The sequence below is a fragment of the Bradyrhizobium sp. RT6a genome (assembly GCF_040547675.1).
In the GTDB taxonomy this organism is placed as follows: domain Bacteria; phylum Pseudomonadota; class Alphaproteobacteria; order Rhizobiales; family Xanthobacteraceae; genus Bradyrhizobium.
Map to the genome: position 1 here is coordinate 519847 of NZ_JBEPQC010000001.1, position 22204 is coordinate 542050.

At 61.6% G+C, this 22204-nt stretch carries 17 protein-coding genes; 6 read left to right on the forward strand and 11 right to left on the reverse strand.

The features are described 5' to 3' along the window. Positions 1–4 precede the first annotated feature (4 nt). Entirely contained in the window at positions 5–1165 is a 1161-nt protein-coding gene (locus tag ABIC03_RS02710) for an iron-containing alcohol dehydrogenase (RefSeq protein ID WP_354057483.1), read from the forward strand. Between the two features lie 523 nt (positions 1166–1688). Here ABIC03_RS02710 and ABIC03_RS02715 read toward each other — a convergent pair. From ABIC03_RS02715 to ABIC03_RS02755, 9 genes are all read right to left on the reverse strand, one after another. Then, a complete protein-coding gene (locus ABIC03_RS02715) occupies positions 1689–3092 on the reverse strand; it encodes an amidase (protein WP_354055299.1) in 1404 nt (467 codons plus the stop codon). A gap of 187 nt (positions 3093–3279) precedes the next feature. Further along, positions 3280–4041: an SDR family NAD(P)-dependent oxidoreductase gene (locus ABIC03_RS02720; protein WP_085385819.1), complete on the reverse strand. Its 762-nt coding sequence runs from the start codon at positions 4039–4041 to the stop codon at positions 3280–3282. A 45-nt stretch (positions 4042–4086) separates the two neighbouring features. Next, entirely contained in the window at positions 4087–4812 is a 726-nt protein-coding gene (locus tag ABIC03_RS02725; protein WP_354055301.1) for an ABC transporter ATP-binding protein, read from the reverse strand. Next, the gene (locus ABIC03_RS02730) at positions 4802–5521 is read right to left on the reverse strand and encodes an ATP-binding cassette domain-containing protein (protein WP_354055303.1); all 720 of its coding nucleotides are present in this window, start codon (positions 5519–5521) and stop codon (positions 4802–4804) included. The genes ABIC03_RS02725 and ABIC03_RS02730 overlap by 11 nt, the downstream gene beginning before the upstream one ends. A 2-nt stretch (positions 5522–5523) precedes the next feature. Further along, positions 5524–6594: a branched-chain amino acid ABC transporter permease gene (locus tag ABIC03_RS02735; RefSeq protein WP_354055305.1), complete on the reverse strand. Its 1071-nt coding sequence runs from the start codon at positions 6592–6594 to the stop codon at positions 5524–5526. Positions 6595–6606: 12 nt separating this feature from the next. After that, complete coding sequence (locus ABIC03_RS02740; RefSeq protein WP_247385980.1) at positions 6607–7473, reverse strand: ABC transporter permease subunit; 867 nt, start codon at positions 7471–7473, stop codon at positions 6607–6609. Between the two features lie 95 nt (positions 7474–7568). Next, a complete protein-coding gene (locus tag ABIC03_RS02745) occupies positions 7569–8786 on the reverse strand; it encodes an urea ABC transporter substrate-binding protein (RefSeq protein WP_181956203.1) in 1218 nt (405 codons plus the stop codon). Positions 8787–8843: 57 nt separating this feature from the next. Then, entirely contained in the window at positions 8844–9839 is a 996-nt protein-coding gene (locus ABIC03_RS02750; protein ID WP_354055308.1) for an acetamidase/formamidase family protein, read from the reverse strand. Between the two features lie 17 nt (positions 9840–9856). Beyond that, a complete protein-coding gene (locus ABIC03_RS02755; RefSeq protein ID WP_354055310.1) occupies positions 9857–11257 on the reverse strand; it encodes an amidase in 1401 nt (466 codons plus the stop codon). A 407-nt stretch (positions 11258–11664) separates the two neighbouring features. On the opposite strand from ABIC03_RS02755, the gene ABIC03_RS02760 reads away from it, so the two are divergent. Continuing rightward, entirely contained in the window at positions 11665–12840 is a 1176-nt protein-coding gene (locus tag ABIC03_RS02760; protein ID WP_354055312.1) for a transporter substrate-binding domain-containing protein, read from the forward strand. Next, on the forward strand, positions 12837–13424 hold the full coding sequence (locus tag ABIC03_RS02765; protein WP_354055314.1) for an ANTAR domain-containing response regulator: 588 nt from the start codon (positions 12837–12839) through the stop codon (positions 13422–13424). Before ABIC03_RS02760 ends, ABIC03_RS02765 begins: the two co-directional genes overlap by 4 nt. A 43-nt stretch (positions 13425–13467) precedes the next feature. Here ABIC03_RS02765 and ABIC03_RS02770 read toward each other — a convergent pair whose 3' ends face one another. Together ABIC03_RS02770 and ABIC03_RS02775 are read right to left on the reverse strand one after the other, a co-directional pair. Further along, positions 13468–13845 carry an NUDIX hydrolase gene (locus tag ABIC03_RS02770; protein ID WP_354055316.1) on the reverse strand — a complete coding sequence of 126 codons (378 nt, stop codon included), beginning with the start codon at positions 13843–13845 and terminating at the stop codon, positions 13468–13470. 3 nt (positions 13846–13848) lie between these two features. Beyond that, positions 13849–14064, reverse strand: coding sequence for an endonuclease/exonuclease/phosphatase family protein (locus ABIC03_RS02775; RefSeq protein ID WP_354055318.1), 216 nt, complete (start codon positions 14062–14064; stop codon positions 13849–13851). A 1094-nt stretch (positions 14065–15158) separates the two neighbouring features. Between ABIC03_RS02775 and ABIC03_RS02780 the strand changes: the two genes are divergently transcribed. From ABIC03_RS02780 to ABIC03_RS02790, 3 genes are read left to right on the forward strand one after another with little or no spacing between them, the layout of a single operon-like run. Further along, positions 15159–18128 (forward strand): CHAT domain-containing protein, encoded by a 2970-nt coding sequence (locus tag ABIC03_RS02780; RefSeq protein ID WP_354055320.1) that lies wholly within the window; start codon positions 15159–15161, stop codon positions 18126–18128. Then, positions 18125–18589, forward strand: coding sequence for a hypothetical protein (locus tag ABIC03_RS02785; protein WP_354055322.1), 465 nt, complete (start codon positions 18125–18127; stop codon positions 18587–18589). The genes ABIC03_RS02780 and ABIC03_RS02785 overlap by 4 nt, the downstream gene beginning before the upstream one ends. After that, complete coding sequence (locus tag ABIC03_RS02790) at positions 18573–21941, forward strand: CHAT domain-containing protein (protein WP_354055324.1); 3369 nt, start codon at positions 18573–18575, stop codon at positions 21939–21941. Before ABIC03_RS02785 ends, ABIC03_RS02790 begins: the two co-directional genes overlap by 17 nt. The last annotated feature ends 263 nt before the right edge of the window (positions 21942–22204 follow it).

Sequence of the window (22204 nt, forward strand, 5' to 3'; positions counted from 1 at the left end):
CGCAATGCGCAAGGCAGGGATACACAATTTTCCGCCAATCGATCGTGTCGTCTACGGCAAGGCTGCGTCTGACGCCTTGAACGATGAAGCGGTGCGACTGGATGCCAAGCGCGTCTTCCTGATCGTCAGCCGCACCTTGAACACCAGGACCGATGAGATCGAGAAGATCCGGCGCGCGCTCGGCGGCAGACATGTCGCGACCTTCGATGGAATCGCAGAGCACACCACGCGCAAGCAAGCTGCCGAGGTTGCCCGTCAAGCCAAGGATGCCGGAGCCGACCTGATCGTCGCCGTCGGCGGAGGCTCGGCGATCGACCTCGCCAAGATCGTCATCATGGCGATGGAACATGACATCGCCGACGAAGCGGGTTTCGATCCCTTCCCGATGGGGCCTGGGGTCACCGTCTCACCGTTCCGATCGCCAAAAATTCGACAGATCGCGGTGCCGTCGACGCTGAATGGCGGCGAATACAATGCAGCAGCGCTTGTCACGGATGAACGCAACAGGCTGAAGCAGATTTTCTTTCATCCCCGGATGATGCCGGTGGCGATCATTCTCGACCCTGCGCTCACCGTTCATACGCCTTCCAAGCTGTGGATGGGATCGGGAACGCGCTCGATGGATCACGGCATTGAGGCCTTGTGCTCCCCTGCCGGCACCCCGCTCGCCGACGAGGTCGTCCTGGCGGGCATCCGCACCCTGCGCGACGGAATGCTCCGGACCTTGCAGCAACCTGATGATCTGGAGGCGCGCCGACTGTCTCAATATGGCGCGTGGCTCGCCGCTTTCGGCCTCCAGGCGCGGGTGCCGATGGGAGCCAGTCACGGCATTGGCCATGTGCTCGGCGGAACCTTCGGCGTTCCGCACTACTATTGCACACCGGTCATCATGCCGAGCCTGCTTCGTTACAACAAGCCGTTCACTGACGATGCGCAGCAACGCCTGGCGACGGCCCTTGGCGAGCCCGGTATGGAAGCCGCCGCCGCCTTCGCGCAATTCACCAAGAAACTTGGATTGCTCGGCCGTCTTGCCGACGTCGGGATTGGCGAAGACAAGTTTGACCAGATTAGCAAGATTGCAATCAATCATCGCTTCGTCCTGGCCAATCCGCGGCCATTCAAAAGCGAAGCCGACATCCTCGATCTGCTGCGAATGGCCGCTTAGCTATCAATCAGCAAAGTATCTCCACACCGATAGCTACGCGAAGCCGCAACGTGCGATTGGCTCATCAGAACAAAAACACCTGTTGAACTCGTGGAGGCCGCTGGAGCGCGCCATAACACGCTGCTTGCGTAAGCCTGTGGGATTCACACCCTGATAGGGGCTAAGTGGAGGCCGCAACTCAGGTCAACGCGCCAAACCACGCCAAATTGCGCGGCAGCCGCCGGCCACACTACTCCCACTCGATTGTTGAGCAGGAAGTTTCGTCCTTGTTCTACAAGCACAAATCTCCACATCTGACGGACATATCCCGATGGTATATCCGCTGCAATTTTTCGATCTCGAATTCACAGGATAATTTGCGCTGTTCGAAGTACCGGCGATATGGCTACCTGTCGGAGACGATCGACGAATAGTTTACCGAAGTGGCGGAAATCGCCACTTCTTGAACTGCCACGTACGATTCAAAATACCGTCAGTGATGCGGAAAGCGACGGTTCGGCCCCTGAGCCGGGCCGACATAGGTTCAATCGATCAGAGCACGCCGGGTGTGCCAGTCCGTCACCGATTGGAAGGCATGCCCGGAGCGGGCGAGCACATCCTCGGACAGATGAGGGCCGACCAGTTGCATGCTCAGCGGTAGGCCGTCCGACGCTATGCCGTTCGGCAGCGTGATCGTCGGGCTGCCGGAGAAGTCGAACACCGCGGTGAAGCGCAGGATGCTGAGCAGCACACCCGGATCTGCGCCGTATTCCCCCATCTTGGTTAGCGTCGGGATCGGCACGGGCATGGTGGGAATGAGCAGCAGGTCGACGTCACGGAACAACGCGGAGAGGCTGCCGCAGAACTTCAGGCGCTCGTGATGGATCTGCGCGATCTCGACGCCGCTCATTGACCTCCCCTGCTCGATCAGCTGCGCCAGATCGGGGCCGTATTCCGACTTCCGCGACGGATAGGTCTCGAGATGCGCCTCCGCGGTCTCAATCGAGCACATCGGAATCCACATGCTCACGAGCTTCTCATAGGCCGGAAACTTGACCTCGCGGATGTCGGCCCCCAGCGCCGCAAGCGTCCGCTCGGCGTCCAGCAGCGCGGCGACCACCTGCGGATCGATCCCATTCTGGGTGTAGCTGCGGTCCATGCCGATCCGTAAGCCTCGAATGCCGTCTCCGATCGCGGCTAGATAGTTCGGCACCGGCGCCTGCAGCGCCGTCGGGTCGTTGACATCCGCTCCCGCGATCACGCCAAGCATGGCGGCCGCATCGGCTGCGCTTCGACACATCGGCCCGACATGGTCGAGCGAGTCCGCCAGGGGAAAGATGCCGTGACGGCTGACGCGTCCCCAGGTCGGCTTGATGCCGGTCAGCCCGCAGGTCGCGGACGGAAACCGGATCGAGCCGCCGGTGTCGCTACCGATCGAGCCGAAGCAGAGCCCCGCCGAGGTCGCCACGCCCGATCCGCTCGAGGAGGAGCCGACCCAGTAGTCGACGTTCCAGGGATTGAGCGGCGCCTGATCGTCCGGATGGTGACTGGTGTAGGCACCCTCGGTCATCTTCAGCTTGCCGAGCGTAACAGCGCCGGCATGCTCGAGCCGGTCCACGATCGTCGCATTGAAGGACGGGACGAACTTGGCGTGGATCGTGGTGCCGCCCGCCGTCGGCGCAAAGGTGGTGTAGCAGAGATCCTTCAGCCCGATCAGCACGCCATGTAGCGGCCCGCGCCAGATCCCTTTCGCGAGCTCCGCGTCACAAACTTTCGCCCGAGCCATGGCGCGCTCGGCGAGGACGAGTGCGTAGCCGTGAAACCTGCCGTCGAGCTTCTCGATCCGGCTCAGCATGGCCTCCGTCACCTTCGACGGCAGGAGCTCACCCCGGCGGAACAGTTCGGAGAGTTCGGTGATCTGCTTGTAGTGGATTGGATCGGTGGACATTGGAGGCTCTTCTTCTTGGTGTTATTCTCAACTGAACGACAAACTCGGTGCACCTCGCCCGCTCGCGGGAGAGGTCGCGCCGCTGCGCGGATAAGGGCTTTCTCCTCTTGGGGATTCCCGACGCGGAGACACCCTCTCGCCGATCCCCCCCGCAGGCGGGGGGAGAAAGCGCGATGCGCTCGCGGCCCTAGAACTGCACGCCGCGCGTGAGCGCGCCATCGACCACGAGGTTGGTCCCCGTAATGAAGCTTGCAGCCTTGCTGGCAAGGAACACCGCACCGTTCGCCATTTCCTGCGGCGTGCCCATGCGGCCGGTCGGGTTCAGCGCAAGTGCAGCCTTGTACAGCTCGGGATTGCCATCCTTGATCTGGTTCCAGACGCCTCCCTCGAAATAAGTGTTGCCCGGCGAGACCGAGTTGGCGCGGATGCCCTTGCCAGCAAGCTGGAAGGCGAGCCCTTGCGTGTAGTGGATGATCGCGGCTTTGAACGTGCCATAGGGCCCGCTGGCGAAATCGACCTCGCGGCCCGACACGCTAGAGATGGTGACGATCGCGGCGGCCTTGCTCTTCTCCAGATACGGCATCGCCGCATTGACCAGCCGCACAGTGCCCATCATGTCGGTGGAGAACTCCTTCTCCCAGCTCTCCTCGTCCTGCCCGATCGACAACGCGCTGACATTGGCGACGACGACGTCGATGCCGCCGAGCCTGGAGGCCATATCCTCCACCCAGGCCTTGAGCGCCGGGCCGTTGGAAACGTCGACCGAGCTGCCGAACGCGGCGACGCCCTTCGCCTTGATCGCGGTGACCGCGTTGTCGACGTCGGCCTGGTTGCGCGCGCAGATGCCGACATTGGCGCCTTCGGCCGCAAACGTGTCGGCGATCGCCCTGCCGATGCCCTTGGTGCTGCCGGTGACGAGAACCCTTGCTCCCTTGAGTCCCAGATCCATGTTCATTCCTCCCTATCGACGACTTCAAGACACGCATGCTGCCGTTCAGAGCAGAAGCTGTTCGCGGACGTTGTTCTCGTTGACCTCGGCGCCTGCCAGCGACTGCGTAATCTTGCCCTTCTCCATGATGTAGCAGCGCTCGGCGATCGCCAGGATCGTGTCGAGGTTCTGCTCGACGAAGATGATGGTGGTTCCGAGCTCGTTGCGGAACGACCGCAGCGCCTCGCAGATGTGCTGGACGATCGACGGCTGGATGCCCTCGGACGGCTCGTCCAGGATCATGAGCAACGGATTGCCGATCAGCGCCCGGCCGATGGCGAGCTGCTGCTGCTCGCCGCCCGACATGGTGCCCGCGGCCTGCCGGCGACGCTCCTTCAGCCGCGGAAAATACTCATAGACGAGCTCCGGCAGCTTCTTGCCCCCGGGGCCGCCGATCAGCTCTCCGACCTGAAGATTCTCCTCGACGGTCATCTGTGGAAAAACGTCTCGCCCTTGCGGGATGTAGCCGAAGCCGGCCCGCGCCCGTGCATCGGCTTCCAGCGCCGTGACGTCCTGCTCCATGAAGCGGATCGTGCCGCGCCACGTCTGCACCAGGCCGATCAGGCATCGCATCAAGGTCGATTTGCCGACCCCGTTGCGGCCGATCACGCCGACAATCTCGCCGCGCGCGACCGACATGGTGACTCCCTGCAGGATCGGCGTCGCACCATATCCGGCCCATAATTCCGATACGTCCAGCATCCGGTCGGTGGGATTGGGCTTAGTGAGCATGGGTCTTGCCGAGATAGATTTCCGCGACCTTCTCGTCCTGCAAGATGCTCTCGAGATCGCCGCGCGCAAAGATCTTGCCGAGATGCAGCACCGTGACGCGCTGGGCCACCTGGCGTACGAAGGCCATGTCGTGCTCGACGACGAGCACCGTCATTCCCTCGGCATTGAACGATTTGATCAACTCGCCGGTCTTGTAGGTTTCTTCCGGCGACATGCCGGCCGTCGGCTCATCCAGCAGCAGGAGGTGCGGCTTGAGCGCCAGCGCCATCCCGATCTCGAGCCATTGCTGCTGGCCATGCGACAGCGCGCCCGCGAGCTTGTCGCTGTCCGGTGCGAGGTTGAGCAGCGTCAGCAGGCGATTTTCCTCCGCGATGCGTTCCGCGCCGGACAATCGCTCCTGGAGCGCAGTCTGGATGTTCTGTCGGACCGGCAATTCCTTGAACACGCTCGGGGCTTGCATCTTGATGCTCATGCCCCGCTGCACGCGCGCATAGGGACGCTCCCTGGTGATGTCGACACTGTCGAACAGGATGCTGCCCTCGGTCGGGGGGTAGAGACCCACGATCAGCTTGAACAGCGTGCTCTTGCCGGCGCCATTGGGACCGATCAGGCAGTGGACCTCGCCGGCGTTGACCGTGAGGTCGACGCCGGAGACCGCGGTCAATCCGCCGAACCGCTTGGATAGGCCTTTGACTTCGACCAGCGCCATGATCAGGACTCTTCCGACTGCAAGCGACCGGCCTCCGCGATAACGTCACCGTCACCGCGACGTCGTCGGCGCGACCAGTCCGCAACGAGCTTGCCGATGCCGAGCACGAAGCCCTGCGGCGCCAGCATCACCGTGGCGAGCAGCAACGCCCCCATCAGCACCAGCGCGGCCTGCTGGCTGTAGACGGTGATGGTCTGAAAGCCGAACAGCAGCAGGAACGACCCGACCAACGTCGCCGTCAGATCGCTGCGCCCGGAGAAGGCGACCCAGACGATCGGCATCGCGGCAGCCGGCAAGCCGATGCTGGACGGTGTGATGAACTGCCCCCAGGATGTGTACAGCGCACCAGTCAGCCCAGCAAGGCCGCTGCCGATCACGAATGTCAGAAGCTGATATTTGCGGACGTCATAGCCCAGCATTTCCGCACGCTGCGGATTTTCGCGCGTCGCCACGATGACGTTGCCGATCCCCGAGTTCACCAGCATCCGCAGCGCGAGATAGACGATCACGATCAGCGCGACCATGACATAGTAGAGCGCCGATCCCTCGATGTAGAAGTCACCCACGGTCAGCGGGTCCATGCCCTTCATGCCGTTGAAGCCGTTCAGCCGGGCCGGACCGATATGCCATTCCGGTCCAGCCGTCTGGCCGAGGAAGAAGGCCAGCACCAGCGTTGCGGACAGCGTAACGATGCCGAAGAAGATGCCATTAATGCCGCCCCAGATCATGAAGTAGCCGAGGATGCCCGCCGCGATCATCGCGAGCACCACGGAGAGCACGAGCGCGGCAATCGTCGCGGTGCCGCCGCCCATGTTGATCGCGAGCACGCCGTAACCGTAACCGGCAATACCGAAGAACAGGGTCTGGCCGAACGAGAGCATCCCGCCATAGCCCCACATCAGGCAGAGGCCAAGTGCCATGAAGATCCAGATCAGGAAGTAGGCGAAATTGCCGACATCGTAGGAGTCGGCGAACAGCGGGTAGGTCAGCGCCGCGCCCAACCCAACCAGGAAGCAAGACCAGAACATCCTACCACGTCCAAGGGTCTGTGGACCTTCCAGCAGCTTGAACATCAAGATCTCCTCCTAGCGCCCACGCCGAACCAGCACGCTGGAGAGCCCTTCGGGCAGCACGCGGATGATCAGGATGACGGCCACCAGCATGCCGATCTGCCCTATGATCTGGCCGTAACTCGCGTTCAGCGCCATCCGGATCATCGCCAGGAACACCGCCGCCGGCGCCGTTCCGAGCAGCACATTGGCTCCGCCGATCACGACAGTGACGAAACTCTCGACGACGAACGTCGCCCCCATGGTCGGAATCAGCGTCATGGTCGGCGCGTATAGCGCCCCGCAAAGTCCGGCGAGGCCGGTGCCGATCCCGAAGCTGATGGCATAGATGCGTCCGGTGCGCGCGCCGAGTGCCTTCGCCATCGCCGCATTCTGCATGGTCGCGCGGGCGATCACGCCGAACCGCGTCTTCATGAAGATGATGTAGAGGCCGGCCAGCACGGCCACCGCGCAACCGAACAGAACCAGGCGATAGGTCGAGAACGTATAGCCGCCGATCGCAAAACTTCCCTCTGGCGTTCCGATGCCGCGCACGGCAGAGCCGACGATCAGGAGCATCGATTGCGTCACGATAAGGCTGAGGCCCCAGGTCGCGAGCAGCGAATCCAGCGGCCGCTTGTAGAATCGCCGTACGACGAGGAACTCGACGAGGACTCCGATGAGACCCGCGGTGACCGCGGCCAGGATCTGTGCGATTGCGAGCGGCACGCCGAGATTCACCAGGCCAACGGTGACATAGGCGCCGCACATGATGAACTCGCCATGCGCCATGTTGATCACGCCCATCATGCCGAAGACGATGGCGAGACCCGCGGCCGAGAGAATGAGGAACGCGAACACATCGGCGAACTGGTAGAATACCGAGAACACTTCAGCCGACATCCTGGCACCCCCACCCCTCCCGGCGCCGCGTCGTTGCGGCGCCGGTTTTGTTCAGGATCGTAAGACTCAACACGACCAAGATCCGTGCCCGAACATCACGACTTCTTGGGAAGATGGTTCGGCGTGTACTGATCCTTGTCGTTCTTCTTGGTCAGATCGCAGCCGATCTCGCCGAGCCAATAAGGCTGGATCGTGCCATAGTCCTTCTCGACCTTCACCTCATGCTTTGGCCCAACCGAAATCAGGCGCATGCGGTGAGACGTGTGCTGGCTCTTGGGATCGATGCAGACCTTGCCTTCGGGAGCATCGATACACGCATCGCCGGTGGCGATGACCTTGCGCATGTCCTCGAGCTTGATCGACTTCGCCTTCTCGACCAGCGCCTTGTACATGTAAAGCGCGTTATAGGCGTTGTACCCCATGTCGTTGATGTAGAGCTCGTCGGGGAATTTCGCATGCCATCGCTTCTTGAACTCGGTGGCCTCGGGCGTGTCGATCTCCTCGAACCAGTTCGCGGTCGCGTGCATGTTGTTGAGCGCCGGCGGCTTGAACCGCTTGTGCTCGAAGCCGAGCATGACCTTGATCGACGAGCCCATCGGCAGGTTGAGGTTGGCAGCGGCCGCCTGTTCGAAGAACGAATCCTGGGCGGCGCCGACATTGATCGTCAGCAGCCAGTCCGGCTTCGCCTTCTGGATATTCTGGATGGTCTGCGCGAATTGCGACACGCCGAGCGGAATGAATTCCTCTCCGACGACCTCGCCGCCCAGGTCCTTCATGATCTTGCGGTTCCACTCCGCCGAGATCTGACCAAAGTTGTAGTCGGCGGCGATGACATAGACCTTCTTGCCAAACTTCTCGACCATCCAGGGGATCAGCGTCGAGAACTGCTGCTCGGGCACCGCGCCCATGCTGATCATGCTGGCGTCGCAGACACCGCCCTCGTACTGGTTGGTGTAGAAATACGGCGTCGTCGTGCGATCGACGATCGGACGCAGCGCCTCACGCGAGGCCGAAGTGATGCCGCCGATCAGCACGTCGACCTTGTCGCGATTGAGCAGGCGGCGGCCAAATTCCTGATAGCGCGCGTTGTCGCCTTGCGGATCAAGGTGGATCAGTTCGATCTGCCTCCCCAGGATACCGCCACTCTTGTTGATCTCCTCGACAGCGAGCTGCGAGCCGTGCAGCTTCGGCATGCCCATGAAGGCGAGATCGCCGGACACGTCCTCGAGCAGGCCGACCTTCAGTGGCGGCTCCGCTGCGCGCCCAACACTCATCGACGCCACTGTGCCGAGCAAGGCGCCGAGCAAAACCATCCGTAATTTGCGTCCCGAATTCATTGTGATGTCCCCTCTATTGAAAGCGGCTGGATGTCATGGCTTGAGGTAATTCTTCAGGATCGACGCTCCCATCGTGTATTTGGGGTCGACCATGTTGCCGAGGCGCATGCGGCCGGCCTGGCTGAGCAGCATGTAAGCGTCGATCTCGTCGAAGCCGTAATCGGCCGCCATCCATCGCACCAGCTCGCGATAGGCGATGCGCGCCGCATCCTCGAGCGGACGCGCGCTGCCGATCGTCATGATGAAGTCCTTGGTCTCGAGCCGCGGCCAGGCGAAGCTCCAATTCTTGATCAAATCGACCTGGAGCGTGACGGTCGCACGCTGCTCGAGCGCAACGCCGGAGAGTTCGCCGTCGCCCTGCGTCGCGTGGCAGTCGCCGACGTAGAGCATCCCGCCATCGGTATGTACCGGGAAATAGATGATCGCCCCTGGCGCGACGTCGGGCAGGTCCATATTGCCGCCGTGATAGTCCGGCTGCAGCGACGAGATCGCCTCGATCTCCGGCGAGACGCCGATGGTGCCGATGAAGGGCTCGTAGGGCAGCGTGAGCCTGTCGTTCCAGCGCACGCCGCTCCTGTCGACATGCAGCTTCTTCACGCGCTCCCGCAACGGCGGATTGAGCAGCGCCGTCGACCCGGTCCCGACCAGCCCACCGAACTCCGGAATGATGCAGGTCGTGCCGGCCGGCTGCTCGCCCCGTGTCTCGACGTCGCGGATATAGATCGCGAGGCAATCGCCCTTCTTGGCGCCATTCACCGCGATCGGCCCGCATTGCGGATTGAGATAGGGGAAGTTGAGCTTGGCGGTGGGGCTGTCGGTCTCCTTGGTCAGCACGCCGCCGAACGCATCTTCGGTTTCGACGACGACCACCCCGCCCGGGTCGATCGACAGGGTCGGCTTGGCATAGGGACCGTAGACGTAATGGAAGTCCCCCTGCTGCTCGATGGTCAGGCTATGGGTCGCGCCGGTCGCGCCCTTGGCGACGGCGCGCCTGGCCAAGATGGATGTGTTCAACCAGTCTTCGGACATGAGATCGGCTCCTCGGCTCAGATCGCGGGATGACGCTTGTGCCAGTCGGTGACGCGCTGGAACGCATCGCCTGCGCGAACGAGGCCGGCCTCTTCGAAGTGACGGCCGACGAACTGGAAACCGACCGGGCCGCCATTCGCCGCGAAGCCGCCGGGCAGCGTCACGGTCGGGCTTCCCGTCATGTCGAACGGACACGTGAAGCGGAGTAATCCAGCGATGAGAGAAGCGTCCTCGCCGAGGGCCGCCATCTTGGCGAGGGTTGGCGCCGCGAATGCCTGCGCCGGCACCGCGAGGAGATCGACCGACTCGAACAGAAGGCGGACGGCGCCACGAAACGCCTCGCGGCGAAGCACGATCTTCTGATAGTCCATGCCGGACTGCTGCCGGCCGAGATCGAGCAGGCTCGCGAGCGCCGGGCCGTACTCGTCCTTGCGTGCCGGATAGGTCTCCTCATGCGCGACCGCGACTTCGATGCCGCAGAGCGGGAACCAGTCGTCGATGATCGCCTTGGGATCGGGAAAGGCAACTTCCTTGATCTTAGCACCGAGATCGGCCGCCACCCGCAACCCCTCGGCCAGCACCTTGGCCGCATCGCCGTCGGTGCCGTCGCTGGTCCAGCGCCGGTCGACGCCAATGGTCACGCCGCGCAGATCACCGGTCAGCCCGGCAAGAAAATCAGGAACCGCCAGCGGCACCGCCGTCGTATCCTTGGGATCCTGCCCCGCGATCACGCCGAGGATGGCGCCGCAATCGACCGCGCTTCGCGCCATCGGACCGATGTGGTCCAGCGTCGCGGCGAGTTCGAAGGCGCCGTAGCGGCTGACCCGTCCCCAGGTCGGCTTGAGGCCGGTGACGCCATTGGCCGCGGAGGGAAAGCGGATCGAGCCGCCGGTATCGGTGCCGAGCGAGCCGAAGCAGAGGCCTGCTGCCGTCGCGACGCCGGAACCGCTCGACGATGCGCCCGGCCAGAGATCCGCGTTCCACGGATTTTTCGGTGGGTCGATCTTCGGATGATGATCGGCGTAGGCGCCTTCGGTCTGCTGCAGCTTGCCAAGGATGATCGCGCCGGCGTCCTTCAGCCGCGCCACGACCGTTGCATCCTCGGCGGGGCGGAAGTCACCATGGATCGTCATGCCATGCGCGGCAGGTGCACCCTTGGCCCAGCAGAGATCCTTCACCGCCACAGGCACACCGTGCAGCGGCCCCCTGATCTTGCCGGAGATGATCTCCTTTTCGGCCGCGGCGGCATCGGCGAGCGCCGAGTCAGCCATCACACAGGCAAAACTCTTGAGCTTGCCGTCGAGCTTCTCGATCCGCCCGAGCATCGCCTTGGTCGCTTCGACCGGCGACAGCTCTTTCGCCTGGATCTTTCGCCCAAGGTCGACGAGCCCGAGATAGTGGAGATCCGTTTCCGCCATCGCTCTTATCCTCCCGCTCACATGACACACCGCCGTCTCGCGCATGCGCCACCGTTCTGGCGACGCGGACGCATCGCCAGCTTCCTCGGCGGCAAACGAAAAAAGCCACCCGTTCCTCCCGAATGAGGTGACGAATGGCTCAAATGCCGCGGCTATGATCTGTCGCTTTAGGGTCCGTGATCGAACGAAGCACTTAGTGCAAGGAACTGGACGTCATCGGCCAGATCGGCGCACGCGAGGTTCGACAGGTTGCCCTGTAGGAGAAAAGTCTAAGTAACTGCCTATCGCGTTGTCAACGATGCTGTCTGCCTAAATTTCGAGAGTGCTGCGCAGCAAAACGGCAAGCCACTTGCGCAGTCATCCGCGATGATGATTTCATCTTCGCGTTACGTGATCGAAAGCTGTCAATGACAAAGCCGTCTGTTCCCGTTGGCATCATCTGCTCGCAGTCCGGGCCTTATCAGGCCATGGGATGCGAGATCCTCAAGAGCGCGATGATGGCGGTCGACGAGATCAACAGCCAGACGGAGTTCGACTTCGCGATCGCGCCTCATGTTCGCGATCCTCGCGGCATCGTCTCCGAGTATCACACCGTCTGTGACGACCTCATTCGAAATGTCGGCGTCGCGCACATCATCGGCTGTTACACCTCGGCCTCGCGCAAACAGGTGCTTCCCATCGTGGAGCGCACCGATCGCCTGCTCTGGTATCCCGCCCGCTACGAAGGCTTCGAGTGCTCGGACAACGTGATCTATGTCGGCGCCTCGCCCAATCACAACGTGCTGCCGCTGGTCCGCTACGTGCTCGACAGTCTGTCGCGAGAGATCTTCTGCGTCGGCTCAAACTACGTGTGGACATGGGAGACCAATCGCGTCACCCGTGAACTGGTCAGCGCGGCGGATGGCCACATCCTCGCCGAGCGGCTACTCGAGCTCGGCGAGAGCGCCGTCGGTCACATCGTCGACGAGATCGTTCGCCGCGAGCCGCCGGTCGTGTTCAATACGCTGGTCGGAAGCTCGAGCTACGACTTCATCCGCGCATTTCACGCCGGCACCAAGGCCGCGGGGCTGGAGATTCCCATGCTGAGCTGCAGCTTGTGCGAGCCCGAACTGGCAATCGTCGGCCCGGCATCGGCCGGATGCATCACGTCGTCGGCCTATTTCGAGAGCATCCGCCTGCCGGAGAACCGCGCCTTCGTCGCACGCTGGAAGGCGCGCTATGGCGAGGACAGCAGTCCTTCCGTGGACGGGCAATCCGCCTATGTCGCGGTCTATCTGCTGGCCCGCGCGTTGCAGCGCGCGGGGACGTCCGACATTGCCGAGGTGCGGCGCGCCGCGGCGGGCTATCGCTACAATTCGCCGCAAGGACCCGTGTGGATCGACGGCGGCAACAATCATTGCGTCCTTACACCGCGGCTTGCCGTATCCAATCCGCAAGGACAGTTTGATATCTTCTGGGAAGCCGACGCGCCTGTTAAGCCTGATCCCTACCTGACGCAGCTCGACGTTGCCGTCAGCCCGTCGAAAGAAACCTCGGCGGGCGGCGCATTGCCGAACGCGCCGCATTTGCGGGTTGTGAAATGAGCAGACCGTCTTCATTTTCGCTACGCGGACGCAAGGCGCTCGTCGCCATCAAGGACGAGCGCGACGCAACCATCGTGCGACGCCAGTTCGAGCGTCTCGGGATCGAGGGGGTTGCATGGTCGCCTGCGGAGCCCGTCACCTTCGCTCCCGACCTGTCGCTGATCGACGACGAGTTCCTGCCCCTGCTGCAACCGGCGCAACGTGCGTTCCTCGCGCGATCGCCTGTCATCGCCCTGCTCGGCACCGAGACGCCAAGCCGCCTGAAGCTGGTGTTCGAACTCGATCCGGCTTCCTTCCTCATCAAGCCGTTGCGATCGGCCGGCATTTACGCAGCGCTCGTCATGGCATTCGAGCGTAACGAACGCACAGGCGAATTGAAGCAGCAGATTCTCAAGCTCGAGCAGCGCCTGCGGTCGCGTCGCATCGTGCTCGCCGCCGTTCTCCAGGTGATGCATTCGCATGCGCTCGCCGAACCTGCCGCCTTTGCCCTGATCCGCAGAACCGCGATGGAGCAGCGCAAGACGATCGAAGAACTCTCGGCGGAGATCACGGCCAAGGGCATGCTCCCGCGCGCAACCGGTTAGACAGCCTGTACTACTCCGCACAGCGAACAGCCAGGCCCCCCGCCTATTTCGGAAACAGCTTGTCGCGAATGTAGCGCGAGGTTGGGGTCAGCTTCAGTCCGCGCGGCTTGCGCCATTCCGCCCGGTCGAGCTCCTTCTTGTCGCCGATCTTCAGGGGACCCGAGGCCTTCTTGCCCAGGAAGATCGCATCGCTCATCCTTCGGCCGTACCTGCGGTTCTTGCCGTTGACTTCCTTCCACAGCCTCAACTCGCCAAGCCTGAGCTTGGGCAGCTCCTCCATGATCTCGCGATGGAGGCACTTTCTCTCACTCTCGCCGGCCCGCCTGCGGCCGCCCGGAAACATCCAGCGCTTGTCGCGCCGCCGCCTGACGAGGAGCACCCTGCCCTTCCTTGCAACGACAAGCTTTGATGACTTCGCCATTCTCTAGTCCACCAGCTCGATCCCGAGGGGTTGGTGGTCGGACGCATCGGTTGCTGCGTTGACCTCGATGCTGCGCACGCGACTGACCAGATCCTCCGTGACGAAGATGAAGTCGCGACAGTCCGGCCCGTCGGCCCATTGCGCGCGATCAAAGATGCCGCATGTCGGCGCCCGCGGGCGACCCGGACGATTGGCGGTCCACGCATCCCGGTAATTCAAGCCGGGCCTGCTCCGACGGTACATCCGACCAAACTTTTCGGTCTTGAATCCACAGTAAAATTTGTGGGGGTTCTCAAGAACGGCTTTTCGCCAACTATCGGAGTCAATCGACTAGGTGAACGCGTGCGCATAGCTGCAACGGTCGCTGCCGCTTCTCACCCCTTCCGTACGGTACCGTCAATCGTCATCAGTTCCCGGCCGATTGAGATATGGTCCGCTCTGCGTGAAAAGCGGCGTTCCAGGTAAGCCAGCGCACCATTCGTCGCAGCTCTCGCTTGAGGTCACGCGGTATCAATTCTCTGACATGCTGAGACTGCTTGAGGCGAAACGAAGGATCTCTACTTCACGGTCTAGGACGAAACTAACGACTCATGGCCGGTTATAGCTGGGGAATAGCAGGACACGCCATCCAACCGCTTGCGCAACGACCGCTTCGCTTAGCGAGAGCGAGCAAGCAGGTTCTACCGACGCAGAACCTGCCGATTTTCAGCGGATTACCGGAAGGAATATGCGTGCATCCCGAAAGACGCGCTCGCAGGAAGCCAGTGGGTCGAACTCCCATTGGTTGAGGGCCCCCGCATTTCGCGGATGCTTTGCTCCCGCGGCGACATATACACCGGACCGTAGGCGCCACCGCCACTCCGACTCGCCCTGTTCGGGTTCGGTGCTAGGGCCGCTTCGAACGCAAGCGCTTCAATCCCTGCGACTCCAAAGGCGCCGCCTTAAGGCGGTATTTTTGAAGACGTGCCCCGGGCACCAGGTGCCCCTGGTCCAGTCCTTGTTTCCGAATGAACCGGGCAACAAGGTCGTCAGATACTCCCAGGCGCGGCAAATTTTCTACCCAAGCCACTCGACTTTGGATCGGAACCTTGTCACTCTTGCAATTTCTCGCTGAGCTCGTTTTTTGACCTCGGCGAGGCTGCATAGTTCGTTCATAACAGACTAATAGGTGCGGCCGTGCGCCACTATGGAAAGCCCGGGACGCTTTATGCGAGCGAACTTGAGGATGTGCCGCTGGTTGCCGCCCGCGCCTACTACTATAGGCCACTGCCGAAGGAAGCAACGGGAGAACAGCGATAGGGGCCTCAAGCGAGATGAAGAAGCTTTTGGCGATTACTAGGAATCTTGCCGCATCTCACGAAGAGGTCGCGGCAGTTCTCGCTGCTGCCGGTGTGCTAACGGCAGCAGGTTGGGACTGGTTGGCCAAATTTGATCCGGCGCGCGCCGCACAGAGTATGCAGTTGCTTGGCGCCAAGCGAATATGGGTACCGCCACCTGCCTATTCCTATGACGTGGTCAGCACCGTTGCCTCCGAGATCGCAGAGGCTTGGCTTCATTCCTTTCGCGACGCGAGCGAGCCTGGGCCTGCGCGATTGTTGCTCAAGCCATCACAACGGCAGTGGGGCGACAGTGAGCGTTTTGCCCTTCCCCCTCTGGTGCATGCGATGCTCGGTGGCTTTCAACAACTGCGCGGAAGCTGGCCCAGTTGGACCGCTATAGACCAAGCGACAGTTGGCTCCGTTGCGATCAAGATCGGACCAGGTGGAGGCGACCGAAATCATTGGAAGTGGCCGCTGCGTCTATCGCTCGAGGGGATAGAGCCGAAATCGTTCGACACGACGTTTCGGCCTGCCGAGCGCGGCCTTTCTCGTACTGTCAAACTGGGCGCACCGTCCGAATATGCCTTTGTCCGAAGCCTGGACGGACTTGACGCAGCAGATACGGCCTTCGTTACGTTCATTTCGGACGAGTCCTACGATCTGATTGCTCCTCTGCTGGCTACCGGGCGGCGGCGTGCAATCCGCCCGGTGGCCTGGCTTCAAGGTGCCGACATCGATATCAAGAGTCTCGCCAAGGAGCTAATATACGAGACCGCCCACGACGCTCCACCAGATCTAGCTCTGAACCTCGCTTGGCTCAGAGCGGGCGGCAGCGCCGCGCCACCAATAGTCTTCGCAACGCAGGACTATTTTGAGCAGATGGACGCCGCGCGCCTGTCGCAGAGTGTGAAAGATCTCTCTCAACAGCTCCGCGTACTTGCCCGTACTAATAATTTGCCGATATCCATACTCGAAAGCACTGCCTATTGGTTCGGTGTTCCCGCACAAAACAACGTCCGGCCTTCTGAGCTGGCTGAAGCGATTGCGAACGCCGTCGAACACGACAGCATCTCCTATCAATCAGAGGATCATGCCGCACATGCGACCGCACAAGTGACGAGTCTTATCGCAGATCGTGTGGCCGACTCGCGACGATCGGCCGACGCAAAGGTAACGGCGGAAGAGATAGCGCCTTCTCCAGGGACAAGTGAAATCGAGACCGAGCGATTTAGTGACCTCTCGATCCTCACGGGGTCATGGTGGCTCGGTGATTTGATATCTGATGACGCGCGATTAGCGCAGGATGCGCCATTGGGTGAAGCGAGTGAGTACACACTCGAGGTGGCGATACGAGCAAACCCGATCGCCAGCAAAGATAACCGAAAACCAATCCCGCCCCCGCGCCGCACGAAAGAGTCGATCACTATCTATGCACGCGTTATAGCTCGAGCCGACATCAAGCTTGCCGACGAGCTTCTTCCGATCACCTGGCCGTTCGACGAAGATAGCACTCCGGCATTGTTTCGCTTCTCGCTCGGCACCGCTTTCAACAATGGCACGCTGCTCGAAGTCCGACTCCTGAGCGGCGATCTCCGGCTGCTCGACCAAATCAAGTACGTCTTCGAGAAGCAACAATGGAGCGTATCCCCGGTCGACCCGCTCGCAACGCTTGCCCGGCCTGCTAGCGAGCGGGCCCGCGACGCATTGTCTTTGGCGATCAGCGGCGCTCGGAACGGATATACTGTCCAGGCCGAGCTTGTGCGCGACGGCAGCACTCCTCTCGCGGTCCCCCTTCGCCAGACCATCCGCTCCGACGACGTTGCGAGGTTGCTTACCGACGTCCGGCGCCATTGGACGAAGCTCGTGATCGGCGTAATGAGCAAGCGCAACCAGCTCACTGAACCCTCCTATAAAATAGCGAGCGACGAGCTCGCCGCGTTCGGCCGTGAGGCTTGGCGATTGCTCTTCGGCGACAAGCGCGGCGGTCAAACGGGTACGGGCGAGACATTAGGCACATTGCTCGCCGACACCCCCCTGCCATCGAACGCACTTGTGCGTGTCTCCTTCTCCGACGATGCTCAGGACTTCACCTTTCCGTGGTCCATTGTGACGCCACCAAAACGGAAAAAAGAGGCTGCATCTCCTCAACCTTGGGGCCTGTCCTACCAGATCGAGATTGCGCGCGCTCAGGGCCGAACGCCTCCTCCAAAAAGCGGCTCGCTACGCATGACCGCAATTGTTGACGACGGATTTGTCTCATTTGTGGACCATCGTAAGACACTCCAGGACATCGTCACCGCAAACCCGGTCCTTGCCCTGACCCAAGCTGACCTGAACGACGAAATCAGGGCAGCGCTCGTTGCGGACAATCCTTCGGACATTTTCTACTTCTTCTGTCACGGGATGATGGCGAGCGCTCCGCCCGCCTTGCTGGCCGAGATGCAAGCTGAGATCGGCGCCGCGGTCAAAGCGCTGGACAAGGCGAGCCAAGAACCGTGGCAGCTCCTTGTCAACGCACTCGGTGGTAACGATGGCGGTGCGCGCATCTCCAGCAGCCGTGCCGACTTCAGCGAACGCGCGTTGCGTGAGCTCGAATTCTTCAATGGCTTGCGCCGCCCGCTCGTGTTCCTCAATATGTGTCACTCAGCCTCGAGCCTTCCCGCGTCGCATATAGGGTTGCCGGCCGTGTTCCTTGACCGTGATGCGATCGCCGTGATCGGCACGGAAGCGCCGATTACGGCACAGTTCGGTGACGCCTTCGCTCGAGCCTTGCTCGGACGATTGCTCAATGGTGAAGCTCTGGGGACGGCGATGCTCGCGACTCGTCGTACCTTTCATCACCAGAATAACCCGCTCGCGCTCATTTATACGCTTTACGGCCGTGGAGATACGAGGCTCGTACCCAAGCGGCCGGAGAGTCCCTCACCTCCCACTAACAATCAACCGAAGGAGATTGCCTTATGAATTCCCTCACGCAGATCGAACAACAGTCCGTTTCTGTCGCGCAACGCCTTGCACGCGATGAAGATGATGCGCTGTACGTCCGAATTGGAAAGCTCGCAAAGACGATTGACGACCATCCTGCGCTCGCCTTTAGCCCGGAGCTCGACCCGCCGTACAAGAAGGATCAGATGGGCCCGCTGGAAGATCTGCGTGATCTTGGCCGCAAGATCGTGCGCAAGTGGGCAGCGGCCCTCCACGAGCTGGTATGCGGAAGCACAAACGACGAGGCAAGAAAGCAGCTATTCTCGGCGCTAAACGTGAGCGAAGCCGCCGCAATCGGCGTCGTCACAACAATGTTGTTGCCGGTACTTTCGCCAGCGGTCGCTGCCGCCGTATCGGTCGTGATCGTCAAAAAATTTCTGGAGCCGGCCGGCGGCTTGATCTGCGAGTTTTGGGGCGAACAGCTTGAAACCGCAGGCTGAAATGCCCGAGGGGTCGGCCGGCGATGCCGACAAGGTCGATCTAACGCTCGTCGACATCTACCGAGCGCGATGTCCGCTATGCAAGACGGAGTTTGACGCAAAACTCTGGCGGATCATCGATTTGGATGCGAATCCAGACCGGCAGTCAGATATTCGCGATGGCACTCTGCAGCGAAGCTTCTGTCCGGTATGCATCGGCCCCGGTGTAGAACGCCTCGGCGCCTTGTGCGTGGTCGGCCGCGGACCGGAAGGACGGGCGCGCGTTCAGTTTGCGTTCGATCGCAAGAGCGTCGTTGAGGCGTTTGAAGCATTGAGCGCGCGCTTTTCCAAGCGCTGTTTAGACTACAATCTGGACCCCGCTTCTATCCCAATCGTCGGCAGTGGCCTCGTGGACAACATTGTGGAGTTGGGTCAAAAGCTCACCGACTTTTCTGGTTTTTCGTTGCAGGCCAGCTCCCTTGAGCGAATGCAGGCGGCAATCGCGCTGGTCTTTGCCAGCGATTGCAACGTACGCCGCGAGATTCTCATGGAGAACCCCGACCTTGTCCGCCCTGGCTCTATCCGTTTGCTTGCCTCCATACCTGACATGAACGCGGACCTACCACGCGCTCGTGTTCGACCGATCCTTGGGCTTCTAACCACCGCATCGCGCGATGGGATTGATGCAGCGATCGCCTCCTGCCGAGCCGAGTTTGCGGGCGAGATGGTCTTGAAAGGCCTACCGAAGCCGGTCGGCGACGCCTATCTCGACGCGTTTCCCGGACCCGACACGCTACCTGCCGCAGAGCTTGAGGTGCGCTGCGTGCGTGCAGAGCGTCTGCTGGCAGAGTACCCGGAGTTGCATGGTGATCTAAAGGCCGATCTGTTTCTCTCGCTTGGAGAAGCATGGCAGGCGCTCGCAGCAGATTTTGGCGACACTGCGGGGGCGCGGGCACGGAGTTGGTACGCTCGTATTCTCGATGATAACGATCCCACTATCACACCGCGCGTCAGGCTTGAGGCACACCGAGGGTTGTCCGCCTCGTGGGATGCGAGGCTCGAAGGAGATCCAGCAGATAACAACCGACAAGCATTGCTGCATGCGGAGACATCAGTTTCAATTGCAGAGCCGCTCTCCGACGAAGAGTTGGCACTCGCGCTCATGGAGCTCGGCATCGCTCGCACACGCCAAGTGACGGGCGACCCTTTTGCAAACCGTGTGCTTGCTCGAGAGGCTCTCGACCGTGCGGAACTTCCTGGCGTGTCATCCCTCACGAGCTTGATGGTAAAATATAACAGGGCCCTGACGTGGATCGAAGAAGGGTCCGGCGACATTGTGGGGAAAATCGACCACGGCATTCAAATTCTGGAAGTCCTTCGCGAGGGAGCCTCTGATGCTTTCGGACCTGCGCAACTTCAGCTAGTTCATCAAAGCCTCGGCGCAGCGCTTTTGCAGCGGGGTACCTTCACCGGCGATATTGATGACTTTGGCGAAGCAGCGAATGAATTCGCAGCAGCCGTCCGGTTGGCGATCAAACGAGGCGATCGCCGCGCCCGCGCGCGACTTATATATCTTCACTATGCGGCGCGCGTCGAACTGGCGGTTCACGGCGGCGAGTTGCCCAATCCGGCAATTGTACTGTCGCATATCGACGAGATCCAGAACATCTACGGGCCCGAGCAATCGCCCTACTTCTACGTTGAGACCGAGCGGCTGCGCGCTAAGGTGCTTGAGGCATTTCCGCCTCCAGACGCGCCGGAGGATGCGGCACTGCTCGCCCGCGAGCGGGTTGTCCACACACTCTCGTCGAACGGAATGATGAGCGTTGCCCTCCCGGATTTCGTTGGACTGGGACGAGCCCAGGAACAACGTGGCGCCCCAGGCGAGGCCGCACGCAGTTACGCGGCCGCGGCGCAGTGTGCAGAGGGCCGGCTAGGGTCAGCGAGCACATCTGCGCGCCGCGATGAGGAGATTGCAAATATCTCCCAGGTCTTTTCGGCGCTGGTCCGCACATTGATGGTCCTCTTCGATCGTGGAGAGGCGGACGGCTGGCATGTGCTCACCGCCATGGAGCGAGGGCGCGCACGCGATTTGCTGGAAGAACTCGGCGGCCGCGAACTTGCAGAACCGGCGGGCGTTCCAGTCTCGCTACTAGTAGAAGAACGGGAGCTGCGTTCCGCGCTGGGCAGCGAACCTGAGGACAATCTGGCGAGAATGCTCGGCACAAATGCCGACACCGGCCGCCGAATCATGCAACGCCAAGCACTTCATGCTCGCCTTCTGGAGATCTATGATGCGATGGCCGCTTCGGGCAAAGCGGGCGCGGCCTATGTTTCACTCAGACGGCCGCAACCGCCCGATCTGGATTCCCTCCGCTCCGTAGTCGATACGCTCGCCGATGATACCGGTGTGCTCTCATTCTGGATCGAGCCGACGGGCGCCGTCGGCATATTTGCGAGGGCTCTCACCCCTATCGTCGTCCACCCGCTTGAGTTCACCGAGGCCGACGCGCGTGCCCTGCTGGAGGCGCTTGAGGCCCAAGTTGAGGGACCGATCCGGGTCGAGAAAGAGCCACTGGGCTCTTGGCAGGAGTACGGGCTGAAATTGCTCCATCCCTTCGAACGTGAGATCAGAGGCTGCCGGACGCTGGTCATCGTTCCACACGGCCTCGCTCATCGGTTTCCATTTCACGCACTGATGCTGTCGGCCGGTAAACTGCTCGTTGAGGTCGTAGCAACGCAGACCGTCCCGTCACTCGCAATCTTGCGGGATCTAGAGGCGGCCTCAATAGTACCCGGCTCGACAAATGCGCAGGTCCTGTGCAGCGCCCGTACGCCAAACGAGCGCGAGAGCTTTCATGCAGAAGCCGAGCTGGTCGCCGGAACGTTCGGCGTCGGGGCAATTCTCGACGCAAAGCGCGATGACCTGCTTGCGGGAGCATCGCAGTCTGACATCATTCACGTTGTTTGCCACGGCCGGTTCGACGATGACGATCCCCTAGCCGCAGAACTCATTCTCTCCGATGGCCCTGTCGCGGTGCGGGAGCTGCTGAGCCTGCGCCTTCGCGCATCACTCGTGTCTTTGGCTGCGTGCGAGACGGGCATTCTAGCGGCAACAAAGGGCGATCGTTTGAAGGGCTTCGCCCAAGCGCTCCTGCTCTCCGGGGCCCGCACGACGCTGCTTTCTCTCTGGAGTGTGTGGTCGGAACCGACCCGATTCTGGATGGAGCAATTCTATCGGGCGCTCATGGAGCCTGAAGCGCACTCGAACAGGCTAGCGCACGCTCACCGAATGGCGACCCTTGCGACGCGGAGGCGCTATCCGGACCCCACCAATTGGGCGCCTTTCATTCTGTCGGGTCGAGCCGAATGATGGCCACCAGTCTCCGGCCCCTTTGTACGCTGCAATTCGCTACGGTACTCTGTCAACGAAAGCGCGGTGGAGTTCCTGCCTCGAGCCGGTCAAGTTGAAAGCCATAACTTACGTCGTCCCTTGATGTGAAAGGTACTGAGAATAGCCCCACCAAGGCCTACGCCAAATCACGCGATGGCAGCCCGTCCCACTACTCCCACTCAATTATTTCGCGCGACGCTTCGTCGTTGATCTTCAAGCACAATTCCTCCTGTGCGACGGAC